Genomic DNA, 14,970 nt, shown 5'->3' with positions numbered 1-14,970 from the left:
TGAGGTAACAAGATGCAAGTTTCAGTTGAAACCACTCAAGGCCTTGGCCGCCGTGTAACGATTACTATCGCTGCTGACAGCATCGAGACCGCTGTGAAAAGCGAGCTGGTCAACGTAGCGAAGAAAGTGCGTATTGACGGTTTCCGCAAAGGAAAAGTACCGATGAATGTTGTTGCTCAGCGTTATGGCGCGTCTGTTCGCCAGGACGTTCTGGGCGACCTGATGAGCCGCAACTTCGTTGACGCGATCATCAAAGAAAAAATCAATCCGGCTGGCGCACCGAACTACGTTCCGGGCGAATACAAACTGGGTGAAGATTTTACTTACGCGGTAGAGTTTGAAGTTTACCCGGAAGTTGAGCTGACTGGCCTGGAAGCAATCGAAGTTGAAAAACCGGTTGTTGAAGTTACCGACGCTGATGTTGACGTGATGCTGGATACCCTGCGCAAGCAGCAGGCTACCTGGAAAGACAAAGACGGCGCTGCTGATGCAGAAGACCGTGTAACCATCGACTTCACCGGTTCTGTAGACGGCGAAGAGTTCGAAGGCGGCAAAGCGTCTGACTTCGTACTGGCGATGGGCCAGGGTCGTATGATCCCAGGCTTTGAAGAAGGCGTTAAAGGCCACAAAGCTGGCGAAGAGTTCACGATCGACGTGACCTTCCCGGAAGAGTACCACGCTGAAAACCTGAAAGGTAAAGCTGCGAAGTTCGTTATCAACCTGAAGAAAGTTGAAGAACGCGAACTGCCGGAACTGACTGAAGAATTCATCAAACGTTTCGGCGTTGAAGATGGTTCCGTAGCAGGTCTGCGCGCTGAAGTCCGTAAAAACATGGAACGCGAGCTGAAAGGCGCTGTGCGTAACCGTGTTAAGTCTCAGGCGATCGAAGGTCTGGTAAAAGCTAACGACATCGACGTTCCGGCTGCTCTGATCGACAGCGAAATCGACGTTCTGCGTCGTCAGGCTGCACAGCGTTTCGGTGGCAACGAGAAACAAGCTCTGGAACTGCCGCGTGAACTGTTCGAAGAACAGGCTAAGCGTCGCGTAGTTGTTGGTCTGCTGCTGGGCGAAGTGATTCGCACCAACGAACTGAAAGCTGACGAAGATCGCGTTAAAGGCCTGATCGAAGAGATGGCTTCTGCTTACGAAGATCCGAAAGAAGTTGTTGAGTTCTACAGCAAAAACAAAGAGCTGATGGACAACATGCGTAACGTCGCTCTGGAAGAGCAGGCTGTTGAAGCCGTTCTGGCGAAAGCGAAAGTGACTGAAAAAGCCACTTCCTTCAACGAACTGATGAACCAGCAGGCGTAATTCGTCGCTTTTTTAGCTCGAATTTCGTACGCAAGCCCGTCACCTTTTGGTGGCGGGTTTTTTTTTGTCACGCATTTTGCATGGGAAGAGTGCGAAAACAGCGTTTCAGTGTTAGCGTTACAACAAAAGATTGTTATGCTTGAATTATGGCGATGTCGTACCCATTACTGAGGGACTAGCTGATAATCCGTCCATAAGGTTACAATCAGCACAGCAGGTTTTTTCAAATTTTATCCAGGAGACGGAAATGTCATACAGCGGCGAACGAGATAACTTTGCACCCCATATGGCGCTGGTGCCGATGGTCATTGAACAGACCTCACGTGGTGAGCGCTCTTTTGATATCTATTCTCGTCTACTTAAGGAACGCGTCATTTTTCTGACCGGCCAGGTCGAAGACCATATGGCTAACCTGATCGTGGCGCAGATGCTGTTCCTGGAAGCAGAAAACCCAGAAAAAGATATCTACCTGTACATCAACTCCCCTGGTGGAGTGATCACTGCCGGGATGTCTATCTATGACACCATGCAGTTTATTAAGCCGGACGTCAGCACCATTTGTATGGGCCAGGCGGCCTCAATGGGTGCGTTCCTGCTGACTGCCGGGGCGAAAGGCAAACGTTTTTGCCTGCCTAACTCTCGCGTCATGATCCACCAGCCTCTGGGCGGTTACCAGGGCCAGGCAACGGATATTGAAATTCATGCCCGTGAAATCCTGAAGGTAAAAGGGCGCATGAACGAACTTATGGCGCATCATACGGGTCAATCTCTTGAGCAGATTGAACGTGATACCGAGCGCGATCGCTTCCTCTCCGCTTCTGAAGCGGTAGAGTACGGTCTGGTCGACTCGATTTTGACCCATCGTAATTAATGCCCAGTGCGCAGGTGTGCCGCTATAATTACCTGGAGCGGCACAACGCTGACTAGCGTCTTGCGCCTGAGAATGGCATTTGCGTCGTCGTGTGCGGCACAAAGAACAAAGAAGAGGTTTTGACCCATGACAGATAAACGCAAAGATGGCTCGGGCAAATTGTTGTACTGCTCTTTTTGCGGCAAAAGCCAGCATGAAGTGCGTAAGCTGATTGCCGGTCCATCCGTGTATATCTGCGACGAATGTGTTGATTTATGCAACGACATCATTCGCGAAGAGATTAAGGAAGTAGCACCGCACCGTGAACGCAGTGCGCTGCCGACGCCACATGAAATTCGCAACCACCTGGACGATTACGTTATCGGTCAGGAGCAGGCGAAGAAAGTGCTGGCGGTCGCGGTATACAACCATTACAAACGTCTGCGCAACGGCGACACCAGCAATGGCGTTGAGTTGGGCAAAAGTAACATCCTGCTGATTGGCCCGACGGGTTCCGGTAAAACGCTGCTGGCTGAAACGCTGGCGCGCCTGCTGGACGTTCCGTTCACCATGGCTGATGCCACCACGCTGACCGAAGCCGGTTATGTGGGTGAAGATGTTGAAAATATTATTCAGAAACTGTTGCAGAAGTGCGATTACGACGTGCAGAAAGCACAGCGTGGGATCGTCTATATCGATGAAATCGACAAGATTTCTCGTAAGTCTGATAACCCATCTATTACCCGTGACGTTTCCGGCGAAGGCGTACAGCAGGCGCTGTTGAAACTGATCGAGGGTACGGTTGCTGCCGTTCCGCCGCAGGGTGGTCGTAAACATCCTCAGCAGGAATTCCTGCAGGTTGATACCTCCAAGATCCTGTTTATCTGCGGCGGTGCATTTGCTGGTCTGGATAAAGTGATTGCTAACCGTGTTGAAACCGGCTCCGGCATTGGTTTTGGCGCAACGGTAAAAGCACAGTCTGATAAAGCCAGCGAAGGTGAACTGCTGTCGCAGGTCGAACCGGAAGATCTGATCAAATTTGGTCTGATCCCTGAGTTCATCGGTCGTCTGCCGGTTGTGGCAACGCTGAGCGAACTGAGTGAAGAAGCGCTGATCCAGATCCTCAAAGAGCCGAAAAATGCCCTGACTAAGCAGTACCAGGCGTTGTTCAATCTTGAAGGTGTCGATCTGGAATTCCGTGAGGAAGCGCTGGATGCGATCGCTAAGAAAGCGATGGCGCGTAAAACCGGTGCTCGTGGTCTGCGTTCTATCGTCGAAGCCGCGCTGCTCGACACCATGTACGATCTGCCTTCTATGGAAGACGTCGAAAAAGTGGTGATCGATGAGTCGGTAATTGGCGGTCAGAGCAAGCCATTGCTGATTTACGGTAAGCCGGAAGCGCAGCAGGCATCTGGCGAATAATTCATCAATTCATACAGACATTTAATTAAAAAGGGGGGATTTTATCTCCCCTTTTATTTTTCCGTAAACATGGCGTTGAATGTGTGGGAAACATCCCCATATACTGACATACATGTTAAAGGTGGTGTGAAGCACAGTCGTACCACCTGATTACCTGGCGGAAACTAAACTAAGAGAGAGCTCTATGAATCCTGAGCGTTCTGAACGCATTGAAATCCCCGTATTGCCGTTGCGCGATGTGGTGGTTTATCCGCACATGGTCATACCCTTATTTGTAGGGCGGGAAAAATCTATCCGTTGTCTGGAAGCGGCTATGGACCATGATAAAAAAATCATGCTGGTCGCACAGAAAGAAGCGTCAACGGATGAGCCGGGTGTAAACGATCTTTTCACCGTCGGGACCGTGGCCTCTATTTTGCAGATGCTGAAACTGCCTGACGGCACCGTAAAAGTGCTGGTCGAGGGGTTACAGCGCGCGCGTATTTCTGCGCTGTCTGACAACGGCGAGCATTTCTCTGCGAAAGCAGAGTACCTTGACTCGCCAGCTATTGATGAGCGCGAACAGGAAGTGCTGGTGCGTACCGCTATCAGCCAGTTCGAAGGCTATATCAAGCTGAACAAGAAAATCCCACCAGAAGTGCTGACGTCGCTGAACAGCATTGACGATCCTGCACGTCTGGCGGACACCATCGCTGCGCACATGCCGCTGAAGCTGGCTGACAAGCAGTCCGTGCTGGAGATGTCCGACGTTAACGAACGTCTGGAATATCTGATGGCGATGATGGAGTCTGAAATCGATCTGCTGCAGGTTGAGAAACGCATTCGCAACCGCGTGAAAAAGCAGATGGAAAAATCCCAGCGCGAGTACTATCTGAACGAGCAGATGAAAGCTATTCAGAAAGAACTCGGCGAGATGGACGATGCGCCGGACGAAAACGAAGCGCTGAAGCGTAAAATCGACGCGGCGAAAATGCCGAAAGAGGCAAAAGAGAAAGCGGAAGCAGAACTGCAGAAGCTGAAAATGATGTCTCCTATGTCGGCGGAAGCGACCGTGGTTCGTGGCTACATCGACTGGATGGTACAGGTGCCGTGGAATGCGCGTAGCAAGGTCAAAAAAGACCTGCGTCAGGCGCAGGAAATCCTCGATACCGACCATTATGGTCTGGAGCGCGTTAAAGACCGTATCCTTGAATATCTCGCGGTTCAAAGCCGTGTAAATAAAATCAAGGGGCCGATCCTGTGCCTGGTTGGACCGCCGGGGGTAGGTAAAACCTCTCTGGGGCAGTCCATCGCTAAGGCAACTGGACGTAAATACATCCGTATGGCGCTGGGCGGCGTACGTGATGAAGCCGAAATTCGCGGTCACCGCCGGACCTATATCGGTTCTATGCCGGGTAAACTGATCCAGAAAATGGCTAAAGTGGGCGTTAAAAACCCGCTGTTCCTGCTTGATGAGATCGACAAAATGTCTTCCGACATGCGTGGCGATCCGGCTTCCGCACTGCTTGAAGTGCTGGATCCTGAGCAGAACGTGGCGTTCAGCGATCACTACCTGGAAGTGGACTACGATCTCAGTGACGTGATGTTTGTTGCGACCTCGAACTCCATGAATATTCCGGCACCGTTGCTGGATCGTATGGAAGTGATCCGTCTGTCCGGTTATACCGAAGACGAAAAGCTGAACATTGCCAAACGTCACCTGTTGCCGAAACAGATTGAGCGTAATGCGCTGAAAAAAGGTGAGCTGACGGTCGACGATAGCGCCATTGTGGGCATTATTCGTTACTACACCCGTGAAGCAGGCGTGCGTAGTCTGGAACGTGAAATCTCTAAACTGTGCCGTAAAGCGGTGAAACAGCTGCTGCTGGATAAATCGCTGAAACATATTGAGATCAATGGCGACAACCTGCACGACTATCTGGGCGTACAGCGCTTTGACTATGGCCGCGCGGACAACGAAAACCGCGTTGGTCAGGTGACCGGTCTGGCGTGGACGGAAGTGGGCGGCGATCTGCTGACCATCGAAACCGCCTGCGTACCGGGTAAAGGTAAGTTGACCTACACCGGTTCTCTGGGTGAAGTCATGCAGGAGTCGATTCAGGCTGCACTGACCGTGGTGCGTGCGCGTGCGGAAAAACTGGGTATTAACCCGGACTTTTACGAAAAACGCGACATCCACGTTCACGTACCTGAAGGGGCGACGCCGAAAGACGGTCCAAGTGCGGGTATTGCTATGTGTACTGCGCTGGTTTCTTGTCTTACCGGTAACCCAGTTCGCGCCGACGTGGCGATGACGGGTGAGATCACTCTGCGTGGTCAGGTTCTGCCAATTGGTGGTTTGAAAGAAAAACTGCTGGCGGCACACCGTGGCGGCATTAAGACGGTCTTAATTCCTGATGAGAACAAACGTGACCTGGAAGAGATTCCGGACAACGTAATTGCCGATCTTAATATTCACCCGGTGAAACGTATTGAGGAAGTTCTGACTCTTGCGTTGCAAAATGAACCCTCTGGAATGCAGGTTGTGACGGCAAAATAGTGACCTCGCGCAAAGAGCACTAATAAAAACAGGGCTGGCAGGCCATTTCGGGCTTGCCAGCCTTTTTTTGTATAGCTAATTTAGATAACGGATTGGGCTTGCCATCATTAACGGGTGTTGTAAGGGCATGGCAGGCCTGATATAACTGCTGCGCGTTCGCACTTTGAAGGATTCAGGTGCGATATAAATTATAAAGAGGAAGAGAAGAGTGAATAAATCTCAACTGATCGACAAAATTGCTGCAGGGGCTGATATCTCTAAAGCTGCGGCTGGACGTGCGTTAGATGCAATTATTGCTTCTGTTACCGAATCTCTGAAAGAAGGTGATGACGTAGCGCTGGTAGGTTTTGGTACTTTTGCCGTTAAAGAGCGTGCTGCCCGTACTGGTCGCAACCCGCAAACAGGTAAAGAGATCACCATCGCCGCGGCTAAAGTACCGGGCTTCCGTGCAGGTAAAGCACTGAAAGACGCGGTAAACTAAGTGATTTCCCCTTTGGGGATGTGACGAAGTACAAGGGCGCATCGACTGATGTGCCTTTTTTATTTGTAATTCCGGTACTTTCTACGCGTTGTGGGCTGACAATTGCCCCTGTTTCTTGTCACAATAGACCTTTGTGCGCAGCGTTCAGGAAACGCTATGCTGCGTGAAGCATATATACTCAAAATCCTTGTCGCCGTTGTTGTCGTCAACGCGGGGGCAGCATAGAGGATAACGCGTATAGTCATCTACAGCGGAGTGTGGTTACACCATGATGGACAGCTTACGCACGGCTGCTAACAGTCTCGTGCTCAAGATTATTTTCGGTATCATTATCGTGTCGTTCATTTTGACCGGCGTGAGTGGTTACCTGATTGGCGGGGGCAATAACTTCGCCGCCAAAGTGAATGGCCAGGAGATCAGCCGCGGGCAGTTCGAGAATGCGTTCAACAGCGAACGTAACCGCATGCAGCAACAGCTGGGCGATCAATACTCTGAGCTGGCCGCGAACGAAGGTTATATGAAAACGCTGCGTCAGCAGGTGCTGAATCGTCTTATTGACGAAGCGCTGCTGGATCAGTACTCCCACGAGCTTAAGCTCAACATCAGCGACGATCAGGTTAAACAGGCTATTTTCGCCACGCCTGCGTTCCAGGTGGACGGCAAGTTTGATAACAACCGCTACAACGCGATTGTCAATCAAATGGGAATGACTGCAGACCAGTACGCTCAGGCATTACGTAATCAGCTCACGACACAGCAGCTGATTAACGGCGTTGCCGGTACGGACTTCATGCTGAAAGGCGAAACGGATGAACTGGCGGCACTGGTCGCACAGCAGCGTATCGTGCGCGAGGCGACGATTGACGTTAACGCACTGGCCGCGAAGCAGTCTGTTACCGAGCAGGAAGTTGCCAGCTACTACGAGCAGAATAAAAACAACTTTATGACGCCGGAACAGTTCCGCGTGAGCTACATCAAGCTGGATGCTGCTGCTATGCAGGAGACAGCCAGCGATGCTGATATTCAGTCTTACTATGACCAGCATCAGGATCAGTTCACTCAGCCGCAGCGTAACCGCTACAGCATCATTCAGACCAAAACGGAAGATGAAGCCAAAGCGGTACTGGACGAACTGAACAAAGGCGGTGACTTCGCTGCGCTGGCGAAAGAAAAATCTGCCGATATCATCTCTGCCCGTAAAGGCGGCGATATGGGATGGCTGGAAGATTCCACTACCCCGGATGAGCTGAAAAATGCGGGTCTGAAAGAAAAAGGCCAGCTGTCTGGCGTAATTAAGTCTTCCGTTGGTTTCCTCGTTGCGCGTCTTGACGACGTACAGCCTGCGCAGGTTAAACCGCTGAGCGAAGCCCGTGACGAGATTGCGGCAAAAGTGAAGCAGGAAAAAGCGCTGGATGCGTACTATGCACTGCAGCAGAAAGTCAGCGACGCGGCCAGCAATGATAACGAATCTCTGGCGGGCGCAGAGCAGGCTGCGGGTATGAAAGCGGTTGAAACGGGCTGGTTTAGCCGTGACAGCCTGCCGGAAGAACTGAATTTCAAACCAGTCGCTGACATCATTTTCAATGGTGGTCTGGTTGGCGAGAACGGTACGCCTGGCAGTAACTCCGATATCATCACAGTGGATGGCGATCGCGCGTTCGTGCTGCGTATTGCAGAGCACAAAGCCGAAGCCGTGAAGCCACTGGCTGAAGTGAAAGAGCAGGTAACTGCGCTCGTTAAGCACAATAAAGCAGAGCAGCAGGCGAAGCTTGATGCCGAAAAACTACTGGCGGATCTGAAAGCCGGTAAAGGCGATGAAGCGATGAAAGCGGCGGGTCTGAGCTTTGGCGAGGCGAAAACGCTGAGCCGTACGGGTCAGGATCCGCTGAGCCAGGCCGCCTTTGGTCTGAGCCTGCCGGCGAAAGACAAACCGAGCTACGGCGTAGCGAACGATATGCAGGGTAACGTTGTTCTGTTGGCGTTGGACGAGGTGAAAGCCGGTTCTATGCCTGAAGCGCAGAAGAAAGCGATGGTTCAGGGGATCACTCAGAACAACGCGCAGATTGTCTTCGAAGCGCTGATGAGCAACCTGCGTAAAGCTGCAAAAATTAAAATCGGTGATGCGCTGGAACAGCAGCAATAACCGAGGCAGTTCGCAAAAAATTGCAAAAAGTTGTATCTACCAAAGGCCGCTTTCGCGGCCTTTTCCATTTCTGATATTTGCCGTTTGTCTGCCGTTCTGCACCTCGCTATCGTGATTCCACTGTTAACAAACAAGGAGAAAACAGTATGAAACATGGAATCAAAGCTCTGCTTATCACTCTCTCATTGACCTGCGCTGGTATGGCCCAAACCGCATTGGCGGCTGAGCCTGTCGCCAAAAGCCTGGCGACTCAAACCAAAGCGGAAAACTCAGGGGCGGCACAAAGCAAAGCCACACTGCCCGCTAAAACAAGCGACAATGAAGGCACCAGGGTAAGCATCAACAGCGCTTCTGCGGAGGATTTAGCGCGGGTCATGAATGGCGTGGGTCTAAAGAAAGCGCAGGCGATTGTGAGCTATCGTGAGGAGTACGGGCCGTTTAAAACGGTGGACGATTTAAAGCAGGTGCCGGGCATGGGCAGTTCACTGGTTGAGCGTAACCTGGCAGTTTTAACACTCTAATAACTTGCAGAGCGCTGAAAGTTTGCCAGACTGTAGAGGTCATACCAGTTATGACCTCTTTACCCTGAAATCTATTCCTATAAAAACAACGTAAGGCTCCTGCGCTATGCAAACACAAATCAAAGTTCGTGGTTTCCATCTCGATGTCTATCAGCACGTTAACAATGCCCGCTATCTGGAGTTTCTGGAAGAAGCCCGCTGGGATGGTCTGGAAAACAGCGACAGCTTTCAGTGGATGACTGCTCACAACATCGCTTTTGTGGTCGTGAATATTAATATCAACTACCGCCGCCCTGCGGTGCTGAGCGACCTGCTGACCATTACCAGCCAGGTCCAACAGCTAAATGGCAAAAGTGGCGTGTTAAACCAGACCATTACCCTGGAGCCGGAAGGACAGGTGGTGGCTGATGCGTTGATTACGTTCGTCTGTATTGATTTGAAGACGCAAAAAGCGCTGCCGCTGGAAGGGGAGTTGCGCGAAAAACTGGAGCAGATGGTGCAGTAGTGGCTGCGGCTGCCGGAAGGCGACGCTCAAGCGTCTTATCCGGCCTACATGAGTTACTGCAACTGCCGGTAGGCCGGATAAGCAAAGCGCCATCCGGCAATACAATCACTTTAACCCGGTTTTCTGCTTCATTGCCGCCATCACTGCCGGTTTATCCGCCAGATAATGGTTCAGGCCGTTGGCACGCAGATTACACGCCGCACAGTGACCGCAACCGTCACCTTTGATGCCGTTATAGCAGGTCAGCGTTTCTTCGCGTACCAGGTCCAGCTTGCCCCAGTAATCGGCCAGTGCCCAGGTTTCGGCTTTATCAATCCACATCAGTGGGGTTTCAAAGCGAATATCTTTTGCCATCCCCAGGCTCACGGCATGGTTCAGGGCTTTAACGAACTCATCGCGACAGTCCGGGTATCCAGAGAAATCTGTTTCGCAAACGCCAGTAATGACCGCCTCTGCCTGCACCTGGTACGCGTAAATTGCTGCCAGCGTTAAGAACAGAATATTGCGTCCGGGCACAAAGGTGTTGGGAATACCGTTCGCATCCGGTTCGTAATCAGGTACCGGAATGTTATCGCGGGTCAGGCTGCTGACAGCCAGTTCACTGAGCAGCGTGACATCAAGCACTTTGTGCGCGCGTGCGCCAAGTTTTAAGGCCAGGTCACGTGCGACATCAATCTCAGCGCGATGGCGCTGACCATAATCAAAGGTCACGCAATGCACTTCATCATACTGATGCAGCGCTTGCGCCAGACAAGTCGTGGAGTCCTGACCCCCACTGAATACAACAACGGCACGTTTCATGGCTTTTCCTGACAAATAACGAAAGCGCTTATGGTAGCGCCTGGGCGTGTCGCCGACCAGCTTCTTCACGCTGAAGGAGGTGGCAGCCAGGCTTCGGTAAACTCGAACCAGCCACGAGGATTCAGGCGTACGCCGTTCACCCCCGGTGGCGCGCTGATGCGATAGTGATAATTGAACAGCGGCGTCAGGATGGCGTCATGCATTAGCGTGGCGAAAACTTGTTGTAAAGCCGCGTGGCGATCGTCCTCATCAGCCTGGATTTGCAGGGCATCCAGGGTCGTTTGCAAATGTGTATATGCTGGCGCGTTCAATACATGTGACCACAGCTGATCGCAGCGCAACCACTGTTCGAGAGTATATTCAGGTGCCTCACCAATCAGCCTGTCGCCCATCATCAGGTCGGCCTGGGCTAGGGGATGATCGCCATCCCAGTTTTTAGCATTATGAAAAATGAGCGTTAATTCACAGCCGATCAGCGCCAGCGCCTGGCGAAGCTGTTCAGCCATAGCGTGGAGTTCTACCGGCAGGTGATAAGCCAGCGTCAGCTTTTCCGGTAATGCCACCTCGTCGAGTTCATCCCATTGCGGGATAGTCCATCCGGGCAGCAGTGCATTGCTTGGCGTGATCAGATTTTCATCCACTTCAAGCGTTTGTAGCAGGGAAGAACGGTGGATGATGTTGATCAGTCGACGGGCCTGCTGCGTATTCAGGCGCGTGCTTTTTCGTAGCGTGAGATAGCAAAAACCGAGGCTGATCCCACTGCTTACCTGGCTTAGCATAGGCAACTCTTCGGGTTTACCAATCGCAATTTGCACCGGATGGCGACAGCTGGTGCCCAAATCCTGGGAGAAGAGCTGCGGGGTTATCCAGTATTCAATGGCTTTCAGTAGCGGATGACTCAGATGGTAGTGATCGTGGCTCTCGATACGCACCAGCTCCGGAGTAAACAGCGTCAACCGGAACGGGCCGGTACCCACAAACGGGTGCTCAGGATGCGCCAGGTGACTGCTGTAGCTTGCCAGACGGTGCGCCAGCCAGAAGTCGGGACGATGCAGAATAAAGGTCAGACACTGGGGATGCGTCACCTCAATGCGCTTTACGCTGATAAATAGCTTATTCAGCGCGGGGAGTTCTAACAGCTTCAGCAACTGCTGATGTAGCTGCGTGCTGCTGACCGCATCGCCGTTATGCCAGTACAGGGTGGAACGAATATAGAAATCCCAGCGCAGGCCATCGGCGGAGATATTCCAGTGATGAGCTAAATCTCCACAGGGGCGTTGCGTCTTACTGTCGAACCGGGTCAGGCCAGAAAATATTTGTCCGGCGAGGTGTTGCTCTGCGCGACCGGGGAGAAATCCAGGGTGCAAAGGGTCGAGTGGACGGTAATAGGGGATACGCAGTGTTGGCGTGTCGTTTTGCCACTGGCCGCCCATAAACGGCTGTAGCAGCGTTCTTAATTCGCCCGGCGCCAACTGAGCCAGTTCCAGCACGCTGAGCTGTTCTCCCTTTTGCAGCGCCTGTTCCATCATGGTGTTGCGCAGTGAATCTGGGGTGACTAAAAAGCGCAGCTGTCCGCGTTTCCCGCGCCCCGACTGGGCGTGCCACTCCAGCCAGCCCGCATCCTGCGCTTGCTTTAGCAGGGTACGCACATGGCGTTCGCTACAAAAACAGCGTTCGGCCAGTTCGCCCACGGTCACTGACTGTGGTTCGCCGTTCGACGGTTGCCACAGGCGCTGGTACTGATTCAGTCGATTCAATAATCGCATATAAACCCGGAACAATTCATTTTATCTATTCACTATTACTTCCGTATATCTCAGGTGATACTGGAGCACAAGTTAACCGCGTCACAGTGTGGAGAAAGAAATGGCTCGTCTGGCTGCATTTGATATGGATGGCACCCTTTTGATGCCGAATCACCATTTAGGTGACGAAACGCTTTCAACGCTGTCGCGCCTGCGTGAACGCGATATTACTCTGACATTTGCTACCGGTCGCCATGTGCTTGAGATGCGCCATATTTTAGGCTCTATCTCACTGGACGCCTTTTTGATCACGGGGAATGGCACGCGCATTCACTCTCTTGAGGGGGATGTATTACACCGTCAGGATCTGGATCCGAATGTCGCGGATATTGTGTTACATCAGAAGTGGGATACTACGGCCAGCATGCATGTCTTTAATGACAATGGTTGGTTCACCGGACAAGAGATCCCCTCGCTGCTGCAGGCGCATGTGTATAGCGGATTTAGCTACCAGATCGTCGATGTGAAACGTATTCCGGCGCATCAGGTCACGAAAGTCTGTTTCTGCGGCGATCATGACTCTCTGATCCAATTGCGCATTCAACTGAATGAAGCGCTGGGTGAACAGGCGAATCTCTGTTTTTCCGCGTTTGATTGCCTTGAGGTGCTGCCGCTGGGCTGTAACAAAGGATCTGCGTTGGCGGTATTGAGCGACCACTTAGGGTATTCAATGGCTGAGTGTATGGCGTTTGGCGATGCCATGAACGATCGCGAAATGTTAGGCAGCGTTGGGCGCGGCCTGATTATGGGCAACGCGATGCCGCAACTGATTGCTGAACTGCCTCATTTACCGGTGATTGGGCATTGCCGTAATCAGGCAGTGTCACACTTTTTGACGCATTGGCTGGACAATCCACATCTACCTTATTCCCCCGAATGAGAGATCCCTTCCAGCAAGCCAGACTTCGCGTCTGGCTTTTTTTTATCCCATTAATGGGTGTTCAGTAGTCGGGCGAGCTCCGCTTTCCACGGCGTTAAATCACCGATGTGCGCGTCGACCCACTCTGGGTTGTAGTAGGTTTCCAGATAGCGTTCGCCGCTGTCACACAACAGTGTCACCAGCGAACCGGTAACGCCTGCATCGCGCATACGAGTGGCAAGCTGCAGCGTCCCCCACATGTTGGTACCGGTAGAGGCGCCGACTTTGCGGCCCAACTGCGTTTCCAGCCAGTGTGCGGTGGCCACGCTTGCGGCATCCGGCACGCGCAGCATTTCATCGACCACGTCAGGAATGAAAGACGGTTCTACGCGCGGACGCCCGATACCTTCAATTTTACTTCCTACCGGGCTGCGTAACGTAGCATCGCGGTCCTGCCAGAAGGGCAGAAAGACCGAGTTTTCCGGGTCCACTACCATCAGTTCAGTGTCGTAGCCCTGACAGCGGATATAGCGGCCAATGGTTGCGGAGGTGCCGCCGGTTCCGGCGCTCATCACGATATGGCGGGGAACGGGGTTGGGCTCGCACTGCATCTGACGAAAGATGCTGTCGGCGATATTATTATTGCCGCGCCAGTCGGTGGCGCGCTCAGCGTAAGTGAACTGGTCCATGTAATGACCGTTGAGCTCATGCGCCAGCTGCTCAGAGGCCGCATAGATTTCGCAGGCGCTTTCCACGAAATGGCAGCGACCACCGTAAAATTCGATCTGTTCAATTTTACGTTTCGCCGTACAGGAAGGCATGACGGCAATAAACGGCAGCCCTAACAGTCGAGCGAAATAAGCCTCAGAGACCGCCGTTGAACCGGATGATGATTCAATGATGGTGGTGCCTTCTTTGATCCATCCATTGCACAATCCGTACAGAAACAGTGAGCGCGCCAGACGATGCTTCAGGCTCCCGGTCGGATGCGTGCTCTCATCTTTTAAATAGATCTGAATGCCCGGGAACGCCGGTAGCGACAGACGAATGAGATGCGTATCCGCAGAACGCTGATAATCTGCGTTGATTTCATTGATGGCGTTTTTAACCCAGGAGCTATTCATCATTAAAAGATATCCGTTTGTCATTTTGTGCCCAGAATAGCGAAAAGCACGGAAAAAATTGTTGCCATTTAGCCTTTAAAATAGAATGTAAGGAGAAAATTCTTCTCTGTGGAGTGGTTATGTTAGACAAAATTGACCGCAAGCTACTCGGCTTACTGCAACAGGACTGCACCCTTTCTTTGCAGGCGTTAGCAGATGCCGTTAATCTGACTACCACCCCCTGCTGGAAACGTCTCAAACGGCTTGAGGATGACGGTGTTCTGCTGGGCAGAGTTGCTCTGCTGGATCCAGAAAAGCTGGGGCTGGGACTTACCGCATTTGTGCTGATCAAAACTCAGCATCACAGCAGCGAATGGTATTGCCGCTTTGTCACTGAAGTGACAGGAATGCCGGAGGTTCTGGGGTTCTGGCGTATGGCAGGGGAGTATGACTACCTAATGCGAGTGCAGGTCGCTGATATGAAAAGCTATGATGAATTCTATAAGCGCCTGGTGAACAGCGTACCGGGCCTGTCTGACGTCACCTCCAGCTTTGCGATGGAACAGATCAAATACACAACTGCTCTACCTATTGAATAATTCTCCCGGCGCTTCTTGCCGGAAATCTTGT

13 protein-coding genes are annotated in these 14,970 nt (G+C 52.1%); 10 read left to right on the top strand and 3 right to left on the bottom strand.

Features of this window, described 5'->3' with window-relative positions; genetic code table 11:
* Positions 1 to 12: 12 nt before the first annotated feature.
* The 8 genes from tig (at position 13) to fadM (ending at position 9,772) form a co-directional block, all read left to right on the top strand.
* Complete coding sequence (gene tig / locus OGY83_RS10760; RefSeq protein ID WP_003021622.1) at positions 13 to 1,311, top strand: trigger factor; 1,299 nt, start codon at positions 13 to 15, stop codon at positions 1,309 to 1,311.
* Between the two features lie 247 nt (positions 1,312 to 1,558).
* Positions 1,559 to 2,182 carry an ATP-dependent Clp endopeptidase proteolytic subunit ClpP gene (gene clpP, locus OGY83_RS10755; RefSeq protein WP_003021624.1) on the top strand — a complete coding sequence of 208 codons (624 nt, stop codon included), beginning with the start codon at positions 1,559 to 1,561 and terminating at the stop codon, positions 2,180 to 2,182.
* 126 nt (positions 2,183 to 2,308) lie between these two features.
* Positions 2,309 to 3,583, top strand: coding sequence for an ATP-dependent protease ATP-binding subunit ClpX (gene clpX / locus OGY83_RS10750; protein WP_003831013.1), 1,275 nt, complete (start codon positions 2,309 to 2,311; stop codon positions 3,581 to 3,583).
* A gap of 184 nt (positions 3,584 to 3,767) precedes the next feature.
* Positions 3,768 to 6,122: an endopeptidase La gene (lon, locus tag OGY83_RS10745; protein ID WP_003831014.1), complete on the top strand. Its 2,355-nt coding sequence runs from the start codon at positions 3,768 to 3,770 to the stop codon at positions 6,120 to 6,122.
* A gap of 190 nt (positions 6,123 to 6,312) precedes the next feature.
* A complete protein-coding gene (hupB, locus tag OGY83_RS10740; protein WP_219352570.1) occupies positions 6,313 to 6,603 on the top strand; it encodes a nucleoid-associated protein HU-beta in 291 nt (96 codons plus the stop codon).
* 268 nt (positions 6,604 to 6,871) lie between these two features.
* The gene (ppiD, locus tag OGY83_RS10735; RefSeq protein WP_286635849.1) at positions 6,872 to 8,746 is read left to right on the top strand and encodes a peptidylprolyl isomerase; all 1,875 of its coding nucleotides are present in this window, start codon (positions 6,872 to 6,874) and stop codon (positions 8,744 to 8,746) included.
* A 146-nt stretch (positions 8,747 to 8,892) separates the two neighbouring features.
* Entirely contained in the window at positions 8,893 to 9,267 is a 375-nt protein-coding gene (locus tag OGY83_RS10730) for a helix-hairpin-helix domain-containing protein (protein ID WP_286635848.1), read from the top strand.
* 106 nt (positions 9,268 to 9,373) lie between these two features.
* Entirely contained in the window at positions 9,374 to 9,772 is a 399-nt protein-coding gene (gene fadM, locus OGY83_RS10725; RefSeq protein WP_003021636.1) for a long-chain acyl-CoA thioesterase FadM, read from the top strand.
* A gap of 105 nt (positions 9,773 to 9,877) precedes the next feature.
* Here fadM and queC read toward each other — a convergent pair whose 3' ends face one another.
* Together queC and OGY83_RS10715 are read right to left on the bottom strand one after the other, a co-directional pair.
* Entirely contained in the window at positions 9,878 to 10,573 is a 696-nt protein-coding gene (gene queC, locus OGY83_RS10720) for a 7-cyano-7-deazaguanine synthase QueC (RefSeq protein WP_003021638.1), read from the bottom strand.
* A gap of 65 nt (positions 10,574 to 10,638) precedes the next feature.
* On the bottom strand, positions 10,639 to 12,339 hold the full coding sequence (locus OGY83_RS10715) for an SgrR family transcriptional regulator (RefSeq protein WP_286635847.1): 1,701 nt from the start codon (positions 12,337 to 12,339) through the stop codon (positions 10,639 to 10,641).
* Positions 12,340 to 12,439: 100 nt separating this feature from the next.
* Between OGY83_RS10715 and cof the strand changes: the two genes are divergently transcribed.
* The gene (gene cof, locus OGY83_RS10710) at positions 12,440 to 13,258 is read left to right on the top strand and encodes an HMP-PP phosphatase (protein ID WP_079938372.1); all 819 of its coding nucleotides are present in this window, start codon (positions 12,440 to 12,442) and stop codon (positions 13,256 to 13,258) included.
* A gap of 50 nt (positions 13,259 to 13,308) precedes the next feature.
* Here cof and OGY83_RS10705 read toward each other — a convergent pair whose 3' ends face one another.
* Positions 13,309 to 14,364, bottom strand: a complete 1,056-nt coding sequence (locus OGY83_RS10705) for a PLP-dependent cysteine synthase family protein (protein WP_286635846.1) — start codon at positions 14,362 to 14,364, stop codon at positions 13,309 to 13,311.
* A 116-nt stretch (positions 14,365 to 14,480) separates the two neighbouring features.
* Here OGY83_RS10705 and OGY83_RS10700 point away from each other — a divergent pair, with 116 nt between their 5' ends.
* Positions 14,481 to 14,939: an Lrp/AsnC family transcriptional regulator gene (locus OGY83_RS10700; RefSeq protein ID WP_003021649.1), complete on the top strand. Its 459-nt coding sequence runs from the start codon at positions 14,481 to 14,483 to the stop codon at positions 14,937 to 14,939.
* The last annotated feature ends 31 nt before the right edge of the window (positions 14,940 to 14,970 follow it).

Source organism: Citrobacter sp. Cpo090, from assembly GCF_030332665.1.
In the GTDB taxonomy this organism is placed as follows: domain Bacteria; phylum Pseudomonadota; class Gammaproteobacteria; order Enterobacterales; family Enterobacteriaceae; genus Citrobacter; species Citrobacter portucalensis.
The sequence above is the reverse complement of the archived record's forward strand: the minus strand, read 5'-3'. Positions and strand labels throughout refer to the sequence as shown.

Bases quoted from the DNA above. Each gene is read 5' to 3' on its own strand.
- tig (WP_003021622.1), top strand. From the start codon at position 13: ATGCAAGTTTCAGTTGAAACCACTCAAGGCCTTGGCCGCCGTGTAACG.
- clpP (WP_003021624.1), top strand. From the start codon at position 1,559: ATGTCATACAGCGGCGAACGAGATAACTTTGCACCCCATATGGCGCTG.
- clpX (WP_003831013.1), top strand. From the start codon at position 2,309: ATGACAGATAAACGCAAAGATGGCTCGGGCAAATTGTTGTACTGCTCT.
- lon (WP_003831014.1), top strand. From the start codon at position 3,768: ATGAATCCTGAGCGTTCTGAACGCATTGAAATCCCCGTATTGCCGTTG.
- ppiD (WP_286635849.1), top strand. From the start codon at position 6,872: ATGATGGACAGCTTACGCACGGCTGCTAACAGTCTCGTGCTCAAGATT.
- OGY83_RS10730 (WP_286635848.1), top strand. From the start codon at position 8,893: ATGAAACATGGAATCAAAGCTCTGCTTATCACTCTCTCATTGACCTGC.
- fadM (WP_003021636.1), top strand. From the start codon at position 9,374: ATGCAAACACAAATCAAAGTTCGTGGTTTCCATCTCGATGTCTATCAG.
- queC (WP_003021638.1), bottom strand. From the start codon at position 10,573: ATGAAACGTGCCGTTGTTGTATTCAGTGGGGGTCAGGACTCCACGACT.
- OGY83_RS10715 (WP_286635847.1), bottom strand. From the start codon at position 12,339: ATGCGATTATTGAATCGACTGAATCAGTACCAGCGCCTGTGGCAACCG.
- cof (WP_079938372.1), top strand. From the start codon at position 12,440: ATGGCTCGTCTGGCTGCATTTGATATGGATGGCACCCTTTTGATGCCG.
- OGY83_RS10705 (WP_286635846.1), bottom strand. From the start codon at position 14,364: ATGATGAATAGCTCCTGGGTTAAAAACGCCATCAATGAAATCAACGCA.
- OGY83_RS10700 (WP_003021649.1), top strand. From the start codon at position 14,481: ATGTTAGACAAAATTGACCGCAAGCTACTCGGCTTACTGCAACAGGAC.